The 10,088-nt window shown below is 31.9% G+C and carries 11 protein-coding genes and 1 tRNA gene; all 12 read left to right on the forward strand.

The genetic code is table 11. The features are described from left to right. Positions 1-42: 42 nt before the first annotated feature. The 12 genes from BX659_RS15800 to BX659_RS15855 all read left to right on the forward strand — a co-directional run bounded on the left by BX659_RS15800 (position 43) and on the right by BX659_RS15855 (position 10,083). Positions 43-1,035 (forward strand): LacI family DNA-binding transcriptional regulator, encoded by a 993-nt coding sequence (locus tag BX659_RS15800; protein WP_097017900.1) that lies wholly within the window; start codon positions 43-45, stop codon positions 1,033-1,035. A gap of 33 nt (positions 1,036-1,068) precedes the next feature. Continuing rightward, the gene (locus BX659_RS15805) at positions 1,069-2,181 is read left to right on the forward strand and encodes an ABC transporter ATP-binding protein (protein ID WP_097017901.1); all 1,113 of its coding nucleotides are present in this window, start codon (positions 1,069-1,071) and stop codon (positions 2,179-2,181) included. 394 nt (positions 2,182-2,575) lie between these two features. After that, on the forward strand, positions 2,576-2,761 hold the full coding sequence (locus tag BX659_RS15810) for a hypothetical protein (RefSeq protein WP_097017902.1): 186 nt from the start codon (positions 2,576-2,578) through the stop codon (positions 2,759-2,761). A 141-nt stretch (positions 2,762-2,902) separates the two neighbouring features. Further along, positions 2,903-3,166 carry a sporulation protein YabP gene (yabP, locus tag BX659_RS15815; RefSeq protein WP_097017903.1) on the forward strand — a complete coding sequence of 88 codons (264 nt, stop codon included), beginning with the start codon at positions 2,903-2,905 and terminating at the stop codon, positions 3,164-3,166. Between the two features lie 61 nt (positions 3,167-3,227). Continuing rightward, positions 3,228-3,644 carry a spore cortex biosynthesis protein YabQ gene (gene yabQ / locus BX659_RS15820; protein WP_097017904.1) on the forward strand — a complete coding sequence of 139 codons (417 nt, stop codon included), beginning with the start codon at positions 3,228-3,230 and terminating at the stop codon, positions 3,642-3,644. Positions 3,645-3,714: 70 nt separating this feature from the next. Then, the gene (locus BX659_RS15825; protein ID WP_172431892.1) at positions 3,715-4,035 is read left to right on the forward strand and encodes an FtsB family cell division protein; all 321 of its coding nucleotides are present in this window, start codon (positions 3,715-3,717) and stop codon (positions 4,033-4,035) included. Positions 4,036-4,094: 59 nt separating this feature from the next. Further along, the gene (locus BX659_RS15830) at positions 4,095-6,266 is read left to right on the forward strand and encodes a Tex family protein (RefSeq protein WP_097017906.1); all 2,172 of its coding nucleotides are present in this window, start codon (positions 4,095-4,097) and stop codon (positions 6,264-6,266) included. A 92-nt stretch (positions 6,267-6,358) separates the two neighbouring features. Continuing rightward, positions 6,359-6,730 carry a S1 RNA-binding domain-containing protein gene (locus BX659_RS15835; RefSeq protein WP_097017907.1) on the forward strand — a complete coding sequence of 124 codons (372 nt, stop codon included), beginning with the start codon at positions 6,359-6,361 and terminating at the stop codon, positions 6,728-6,730. 211 nt (positions 6,731-6,941) lie between these two features. Beyond that, positions 6,942-7,508, forward strand: coding sequence for a DUF501 domain-containing protein (locus BX659_RS15840; protein ID WP_097017908.1), 567 nt, complete (start codon positions 6,942-6,944; stop codon positions 7,506-7,508). A gap of 2 nt (positions 7,509-7,510) precedes the next feature. Then, positions 7,511-8,398: a Ppx/GppA phosphatase family protein gene (locus BX659_RS15845; RefSeq protein ID WP_097017909.1), complete on the forward strand. Its 888-nt coding sequence runs from the start codon at positions 7,511-7,513 to the stop codon at positions 8,396-8,398. Positions 8,399-8,516: 118 nt separating this feature from the next. Beyond that, the gene (locus BX659_RS15850) at positions 8,517-9,623 is read left to right on the forward strand and encodes a GerAB/ArcD/ProY family transporter (protein ID WP_097017910.1); all 1,107 of its coding nucleotides are present in this window, start codon (positions 8,517-8,519) and stop codon (positions 9,621-9,623) included. Between the two features lie 371 nt (positions 9,624-9,994). Beyond that, a tRNA-Leu gene (locus BX659_RS15855) sits at positions 9,995-10,083 on the forward strand. The last annotated feature ends 5 nt before the right edge of the window (positions 10,084-10,088 follow it).

Genomic DNA, 10,088 nt, shown 5'->3' on the forward strand with positions numbered 1-10,088 from the left:
GAACTTTACTCAAGCGGTTGCGTAATCCATGAGGTGGATATTATGAGTATTACAATGAAAGATATTGCAGCAAAGCTTGGGGTATCGGAATCTACTGTTTCTCGAGCTATTAACAATAAGCCAGGAGTAGGAGAAGATACAAAACAGAAGATATTAAATCTTGCTAGAAGGTATAATTATCAGCCCAATTTATTGGCTCGTAATTTAGCTAGACAAGAGAGCAATATGATAGGTTTAATCCTACCTGACATTTCCAGCTTATTTTACTCTGAGGTTACTCGTGCTATTCAGGATATTGCTACTAAACATGGTTATCAGGTGATGGTATGTAATACCGATAGTGATGAAAAGAGAGAGTCTGCTTATATAGAATGGCTACAGGGTAATAAGATTGCAGGTATTATCTTTTTGGGTAATGGTCTAGCAAATAATAAAATCATTAACTTGGGATTATCGGGTTATCCTATTGTATTAGCAAATCGATTGGTAGAGGAAGTTATGCTACCTTCAGTAATTATCGATAATAATACTGGTGCTTTTGAAGCTACTAAACATTTATTGGAGAGAGGTCATAAAAGAATTGCTTTAATAAATGGTCCTAAGGATAATTTGACAGCGCAAAATCGTTTCCGAGGATATCGAGAAGCACTCAAAGAGTATAATCTAGATTATGATCCAAGTTTAATCATTAATAAAGATTGGAGTAGGGAGTGTGGTTATCAAGGTTTTTTAGAGCTATTAAATTTAGAAGAACCACCTACTGCGATCTTTGCAGCTAATGATTTAATTGCTGTAGGGGTAATTGAGGCGATTAAGATGGGAGGGTATTTAATCCCAGAAGAGATAGCTGTGGTAGGTTTTGAAGATACTATTGTAACTTCTATAATAGAACCACCACTAACTACTGTAGCACAGCCAATGTATGAACTTGGTGCTAATTCAGCTAAAAAGCTATTTTCTTTGATTGAAGATGAAGATATTGAAGAGAATATAGAGATATTGACAAGTAAATTAATTGTTAGAAAGTCTACTTAATATATACTACAAACTATAAGGAGGAAATTTTAAATGGCTAAGGTAACTTTAAAGAATATTGATAAGATTTATCCAAATGGATTTCAGGCTGTTTATGATGCAAATATTGAGATTCAGGACAAAGAATTTATGGTATTTGTTGGACCATCTGGATGTGCTAAATCTACAACTTTAAGAATGGTTGCCGGTTTAGAAGAGATATCTGGTGGAGAGCTTTATATTGGTGATAAGTTAGTAAATGATGTTGCTCCAAAGGATAGAGATATTGCAATGGTATTCCAAAACTATGCTTTATATCCACATATGAATGTATATGATAATATGGCTTTTGGACTTAAATTAAGAAAGTTTGATAGCTCAGAAATTGATAGAAGAGTTAAAGAAGCTGCAAGAGTATTAGGAATTGAAACTTTATTAGATAGAAAGCCTAAAGAATTATCTGGTGGTCAGCGTCAACGTGTTGCTATGGGTCGTGCTATTGTACGTGAACCAAAGGTATTCTTAATGGATGAGCCATTATCTAACTTGGATGCTAAATTAAGAGTACAGATGAGAGCTGAGTTGAGTAAATTACATGAAAGATTACAGACAACAACTATTTATGTAACACATGATCAGGTTGAAGCGATGACTTTGGCAGATCGTATTGTTGTAATGAAAGATGGAGTTATCCAACAGATTGATGATCCAATTACGCTTTATAACCAACCAACTAATATGTTTGTAGCAGGATTTATTGGTAGCCCTGCAATGAACTTCTTAGATGCTAAGATTGAAGCAAGAGGTGATAAGTTAGTATTAACAGGAACAGGATTTGATTTAACTATTCCTGCTAAGATGTCCCAAGCTATGAAGGAATTAGAGACTTATGTTGGTAAAGAGGTTGTATTTGGAATTCGTCCAGAGGATATTATGGATCCTGCATTTGTAGAAACTAATGAGAATGTAGATACTGTAGAAGCTACAGTAGAAGTTATTGAGCCAATGGGTTCTTCAATTCATCTACATCTTAGTGTAGGAGAAAGAACTATTGTAGCTATTGTAGATCCTCAAAGTGAAGCTAAAGTTGGAGATGTAATGAAGATTGCATTTGATCTTAAAAAGATGCATATCTTCGATGCTGAAACTGAAGAAGCAATTATCTAATTTAAGTATATAATAAGTTATAGAAGATGATAAATGCTTCATATTATAAGCCAATAAGATCATTTAGAATGCTAAAGCAATGTAAGAACCGTTTTATCATATCACCATAATTGGTGATCTTCACATATGTTAACTAATGCTAAGTAATAAGTATCTTTTTCATATTATATAGACGGATAAAGATAAGAATCGCAGGAGAATCTTCTCTTGCGATTTTTTTATTTTGTAAACTTTAGTTATAATTTGCAATATTACTTTAGATAGTTTAGAGGTGGTCTGAGACTAAATTTTAATTTATTAGATTAAAAATTTTAATATTTAGGCAGAATAATAGTAGTTGATATATATTAGTTAGAATTTTTATTATCCACTAAATTTATTAAGGAGTGACTTTATGAGGAGTAGAAAAGGTGAGTTTGATCAATTTATTGACTGTAGATATGATGAAGAACTGGATAATTGGATTATGCAGCATAATGATTTTGATTCTACTTCTAATGCTCAGAAGGATGCTCTAGAGAGTATTACAGAAAAATATAAATATGACCTGCCTTGGAATGACGATTATTATCCCTTCTAAAAGCTTTCAGTTTTTAACTGAAAGCTTTTATTTTTATTTAGTAGCTTAATAGTTAATGAATAGATTTAATTACTATTTCATAAATATTAATTAGATTCAAATGAAGTTTACTAAAGGAGTATCATTAAGGAGGCAGGTCAGATGGAAGATAATAAAGAACAGAAGTTAACTTTATCAAATAGAGAGTACTTAGAGTTGACAGGTGTTACTGAAGTTATTAATTTTACTGAAGATGCGATTCTATTAGAAAGTAATTTAGGTAATTTAACAATTTCCGGTGAGAATTTACATGTAAAGCATTTAGATTTAGAGAATTCTCAATTGGTTGTAACTGGATATGTAACAGAGTTGAAATATAATCAAGAAGGGAAAGCAGAGAATTTTATTAAAAGATTATTTAAATAATTAGTTATATAGTTTATCTATTTCCTGTTATTTATTGTAGTCAATATTAGGGGGTGATAGGTTGGTTTCTTTGAAGTTGCAATTCTTTACCTTTTTAAATATGATGGTTGTTGGAATTTTAGTCGGGGTAGCATTTGACTTTTATCGGGTCTTAAGGGGAAAGATCAAGCCTAAAAGGCTTATTACTGATATATTTGATTTATTATTTGCAATTATAGTGACTATAATTATCTTTATAGCTTTAATCTATAGTAATGGGGGAGTAATTAGAATATATGTCTTTGTAGGAGTTCTCTTGGGAGAAATAATTTATTATTGGCTATTTAGTGATTATATTATTTTATTATTTTCAAAATTAATTGAATTTATTTATTATATTATCGGTAAGCTTAAAAATTTTACCTTATTAATATATAATAATATTAAGAAAATAATTATAAATATACAGAATTGGCTCAAGATAAGATTTAAGAGGTGATGCAGGAATGACACTAGTTATGAAGAAAGAATTAATACTACATTTAGCATTAATAAGGTGGGATTCAATTATGGAAAATTATAATATCAGAAGGCAGAAGAAAAAGAAGCCTTCTAAATCTATTAAACTAAGACGTTTAGTAGTAATTATAGTTTTATTCTGCTTTTCTGCTATTCTTTATAATTTTTATCAAGGAAATCAGGAGAAAGAAGTGATGGAGGCTAGGGTCTTGGCCTTACAAGATGAGATTAGTAAGTTAAAGAGTAGCAAAGAAGATTTAAAGGAGCAGATAGAGCATATTAACTCTAAAGGTTTTATTGAAAAGATAGCAAGAGAAGAGTTGGGTTTAGTTAAAAAAGGAGAGATATTGTATATAATTGTAGATGAATAAATTTAATATTGAGTTTAAGTTGAAGGTATAGTCATTTATACTTAAACTCAATCTTGATTATGATAGGAGGAAGTCAGTTGAGTTTTAATATAGAGAAGCAATTAGCCAAAGAGTTGAATCTAAAAGTTGGACAAGTTAAAAGAACAATTAATTTATTTGATAAAGGAAATACTATCCCTTTTATTGCTCGATATAGAAAAGAGGTTACTGATAGTTTAGATGAAGAGCAATTAAGAGGTTTAGCAGAAAGATTAGATTATTTAAGAAGGCTTGAAGAGAGAAAAGAAGAGGTTATTAATTCGATTGATAAGCAGGAAAAATTAACAGAAGATTTAGAAATTAAAATTAGACAAGCTAGCCAACTTCAAGAGCTTGAAGACTTATATCGACCCTATAAGCAGAAGAGAAAGACTAGAGCAACAAAGGCAAAAGAGCGAGGGCTAGAACCTTTAGCAGAGCTCTTCTTAAAGCAAGAATTGATTTTGGGTGATGTTAAGGACCTAGCTAAAGAGTATGTAGATCCTGCAAAAGAGTTGGAAAGCATTGAAGAGGTATTACAAGGAGTTAGAGATATTATAGCTGAGTACATAGCTGATGATCCATATAGTAGAAGGACAGCTAGAAAGTTAACCTTTGAATATGGAAGTTTGGTATCTGAAGCAAAAGTTGAAGAGAGAACAGATTATGAAGTATATTATGATTATCAGGAAGGTATCAAGAAGGTACGCCCTCACAGTACGCTAGCGATTAATCGAGGAGAGAAGGAAGATGTTTTAAGGGTCAAAGTTGCTACTATTGATGAGAGTATCATAGACAAATTAAAGCAGAACTTTATCTTAGAAGAGTCTATCTTTACAAAAGAGATAGAAGAGGCTATTATTGATGCTTATAATAGATTGGTTGCTCCTGCTATTGAAAGAGAGGTAAGAAGCCATTTAACGGAGCTGGCTGAGGAGCATGCGATTAATGTATTTGCCAAAAATTTAAGAAATCTATTATTGCAGCCACCTTTATCTAAAGTAAGGGTTATGGCAATTGATCCTGGTTTTAGAACAGGTTCTAAGGTAAGCACTTTAGACGAATTTGGCAAATTTATCTCCTATGATACCATCTATCCCCATCCCCCTCAAAAAAGATGGGATGAAGCTAAAGAGAAGTTAAGTGCCTTGGTTAAAAAGCATGATATAGATATAATTGCTATTGGAAATGGAACCGCCTCTCGAGAGACAGAGAGTTTAGTTGTCGAATTGATTGGAGAGTTATCAAGAGATTTAAAGTATATTATCGTCAATGAAGCAGGGGCATCGGTCTATTCTGCTTCCAAACTGGCTGTTAAAGAGTTTCCTGATTTAGATGTATCGATAAGAGGTGCAATCTCCATTGGAAGAAGACTGCAAGACCCTTTAGCAGAATTGGTCAAGATTGCTCCTAAGCATCTGGGGGTAGGAATGTATCAGCATGATGTGACAGAGTCTAGCTTAGAAGAGTCTCTAAAGGATGTAGTAGAATCTGTTGTAAACTATGTAGGAGTAGATTTAAATACAGCATCTAGTGCCTTGTTAGAATATGTTGCTGGAATTAATTCTAATGTTGCTAAGAATATAATAAAATATAGAGAAGAGAATGGCAAGTTTAAAAGTAGAGATGAATTAAAAGATGTTTATCGTTTAGGACCTAAGACCTTTACTCAAGCTGCAGGATTTTTAAAGATTAGAGAGGGTAATAATCCTCTAGATCAAACATTTATACATCCAGAATCCTATCATATAGCTGAAAAATTATTACACAGATTAGATTTTGAGTTAGAAGACTTATCAAAGAAGGAAGTATTAAAGAGTTTGCAGGATAAGATAAAATCGTTAGATTTGAATGATTTAGTTGAAGAGTTAGAAGTTGGCTTACCAACATTAAAAGATATAGTCTCATCTTTAGCAAAACCTGATCGTGATCCACGAGAAGAGTTGCCTAAACCTATTTTCAGAACCGATGTCCTTAAATTTGAGGATTTAGAAGTAGGGATGGTATTGCAAGGTACTATACGTAATGTGGTGGATTTTGGAGCTTTTGTGGATATTGGAGTTAAACAAGATGGGTTGGTTCATATTTCACAATTAAGTGATAAGTATATTAAAAACCCTTTAGATGTGGTGGCAGTAGGTGATATTGTTAGTGTTTCAATTTTAGAAATTGATTCCCAAAGAGGTAGGATATCACTAACTATGAACTTTTAAACTATTTGACACTTGACAGATGATAGGATATAATGTAAGGGATTAATATACTTATAAACACATAAAATCTTATGAGGAGGAATTTTTTTAGCATGTCAATTGAGGTTGGAAGTATTGTAAAAGGGGTAGTGACTGGGATCACCAAATTTGGAGCTTTTGTTGAATTAGATGGAGGTGAGAGCGGTCTAGTTCATATCTCTGAAGTAGCTGATGCTTATGTTAAAGATGTTAATAATTATTTAAAACTTAATGAAGAAATTAATGTTAAGGTAATTTCTATTGGAAAAGATGGTAAAATAGGATTATCTATTAAACAATTATCTGAAGCTAATAAAAAAACTAAATTCACACAAGCACCTAAAAAGTCTTTTGATGATATGATGAGTGACTTTTTGAAAGAAAGTACTGAAAAACAACAAGATTTAAGACGTAGTTTAGATAAAAAAAGTGGTAATATAAGATAAATATAGATTTTTATAAATCAGTAGATTTTTAATAATGGGTAATCATTATTATAATTTATAATAGTAATATATAGATATATTCAAGCAATATATCTATTGTATATAAAATTTACTGAATGACTGTTATTAGAACACCCTCAATTATTGGGGGTGTTTATTTATATTAGATAAGGGAGAATATAATATAATAAATTATAAAAGGAGTGATTTGGTGGGGTATAATCAAAAAGATTTAGAGATATTAGAGAGACAATTAGGAAGAAAGCCAAGAAATCTAGTTGATATTATTAAAAGATGCAAGGATGGGAGTCCACAGGTGGTAGTGACTGCACCTATTTTGGATAAGGGAGATAGTATAGGAATCTTTCCAACTACTTTATGGCTAACTTGTCCAGAATTAAATTATAGAATCGGAAAGTTAGAGAGCAGGGGCTTAGTCCAAGAGGTTCAAAATAAGATCTTAGGTGATAAGAAATTATCTAAGAGGTTAGCAGAAGCACACAAAGATTATGCTAACTATAGGATGAGTTTGGTTGAAGATGATAGGCTAGAAGATTTAAAAGAGAATAATCCAGGACAATATAAGGTCTTAAAAGAATCAGGTGTAGGTGGTATTTTAGAATTTGAAGGGATTAAGTGTTTACATACACATTTTGCCCAGTATTTGGTTGATGAGAAGAATCCAGTAGGAGAGATGGTAGCCGAGTTATTGAAGAAAGAGTATGGGCAGATAGAGCCAGAAGAATGCTCTATGGGAGAAAGTTTAGAGGAGGAGTAAAGATGAGAGTAGGCGCAATTGATATTGGAACCAATTCAGTTCGACTGTTGATTGCTGAGCACAATAGTGGTGGCTTGAATAAATTAGTGAGTCAATTAAGAACTCCTAGATTAGGTGAAGGGATTCATCAGAGTGGATACTTAAAAGAGGAAGCTATCTTGAGAACTATTGAAGCTTTAAGAGAGTATAGAGAGATACTCAATGATTACAACGCTGAAGTTATAGCAGTAGCAACAAGTGCTGTTAGAGATGCTAAAAATCAGGATATATTCTTAGAAAGGGTTAAAGATGAGACTGGGATAGATATAAAGGTGATTAAAGGGACTGAAGAGGCTAAATTATCCTATTTAGGAGTTATATCGGCTATTGAAGATTTAAAAGATCAGGTTTTGGTTATTGACATTGGTGGTGGAAGTACAGAGTTTATCTTTGGTAAATCTAAAGAGATAAGTGAATTTAATAGCATCAATCTTGGAGCAGTGAGATTAACAGAGAGTTATAATGAAAATGTGGAAGATATGAGAAAAGAAGCTAAGAGGATGCTTGCTGATTTATTAAAAGATAGTAATGTAGAGCAATTAATAGGCGTTGGAGGTACTGTGACTACTCTGGTATCAATTAGAGAAGAATTAGAGAGTTATGATTATAATTCTATTCATGGAGCTGACTTATCTAAAAGAGATATTATAAAGATATTAGATGATTTAAGTTTATTGTCTTTAAAAGAGAGAAGAGAGGTAATTGGCTTAGAGGCTAAAAGGGCAGATATAATTTTAGCAGGAATAGTCATACTCTTAGAGATAATGGAGGCAAGTGGACAGGTTACAGTTAAGGTCAGTGATGATAGTATTTTAGAGGGAATAGTATATGATGCTATTAATAGAAAATAATAATTAAAAGGGAGTGGGAAGCAACAGGCTTCCTTTTTTTTATAAAAGAGGAAAATGTATAGTATATGATGATTTAAGGTAAAATATCATAAAAGCTATTAGAGAGGACACTTAGAAAATGGGTGCTGAAAATACAACTATAAGTATACAGGAATTATTTATGTTAATGTTTTTATTTGAAATAGGAAGTACTACACTTTTTGCTTTAGGTATTGATGCTAAGCAAGATGCTTGGCTTGTTATCTTAGTTGCTTTAATTATAGGTTTAGCCTTTATCTGGGTGTATACCGAACTTCAAAGAAAATTTCCTGAGCAAAATTATATAGAAATAATTATCTCTATCTTAGGAAGAGGTTTTGGAATACCGCTAGCTTTACTTTATGCAGTATATTGGCTTTGGCCTGCTGCTCGTAACCTTCGTGAATTTGGAGAGTTAATTACTATAGTAGCTTTGCCAGAGGAATCATTGGCAGCTATACTCTTTCTCTTTATTTTATTGAGTTTATATGTGCTTTTATCAGGAATAGAAGTATTAGGTCGTACTAGTTTGATTACCCTACCAATAGTTTTAATCTTTATGTTAAGTATATTTATCTTGATATATCTATCAGGAGTGGCAGATTTCAATAATATCAGACCAATTATGGCTAATGGTATAAAGCCTGTTTTAAAGACTGCCTATCCAAATGTAGCTATATTTCCCTTTGGAGAGATATTAATCTGTTCTATGTTCTGGTGTTATACAGAAGAGGAGAAACTGATACGTAAGACTGCTATGTTAGTTATTATCTTATCAGGTTTATTACTCTCATTTACTTTATTTTTTGATGTCTCTGTTTTAGGAGATTATTATACCTCTGTAACTAGAATACCATTATTACGAATTATTAGAGTAGTAGATGTGGGCATACTAACAAATATTGATATTATAGGTATAGTTATTATCTTTCTTGGTGGCTTTTATAAGATGTCTATCTTCTTATATGGTGTTGCTAGAGTAGTTGCTACAGTATTTAATGTGAAGAACTATTCAAGATTACTTACTATTACAGGTTTCTTTCTATTGTGGGTTGCAATTGTTTTTGAACCAAGTTATGTATTTCATCGTTGGATGACACCTTTTGATACAAATTATTTCTATATTACATTCTTACATATTATCCCACTATTATTGCTTTTTATTAATTGGATAAAAGAAAGGATCAATATATTATCAGAGGGATAGTTCAGATATGAAAATATATTCACAGAGGATTGATATTAAAAATGTTTATTATTCAATATTTAGAGCAATTGTTGGAAGGACGTGGATTTTTTGCTTCTTTTCTTGTAATTTCTGGTTGGATTTATGTGTTTATTTTAATAGGTATCCTTATTTTCTATATTTTTTTATATTTTACTCAAGTGATTTTGAATATTATCAAGAGATAAAGTTATAATAGAGAGTAAAAGTTAGTTATTAGCAGTAATGCACATTAATAAAGAGCTAAACTAGTTTAATGTCGATATTTTGCTTGTTGATTTGTTGACTAATTAGTTATGATATCATATAATAGCTATTGTCGTTTGAGGAAATTATCTTCAAACAAGTGATTTGCCGAGGTGGCGGAATAGGCAGACGCACCGGACTTAAAATCCGGTGGGATTTAACTCCCGTGTCGGTTCGAGTCCGACCCTCGGTACCATCTTT

Origin of the sequence: Orenia metallireducens (assembly GCF_003001995.1) — a bacterium.
GTDB classification, from domain to species: Bacteria; Bacillota; Halanaerobiia; order Halobacteroidales; family Halobacteroidaceae; genus Orenia; species Orenia metallireducens_B.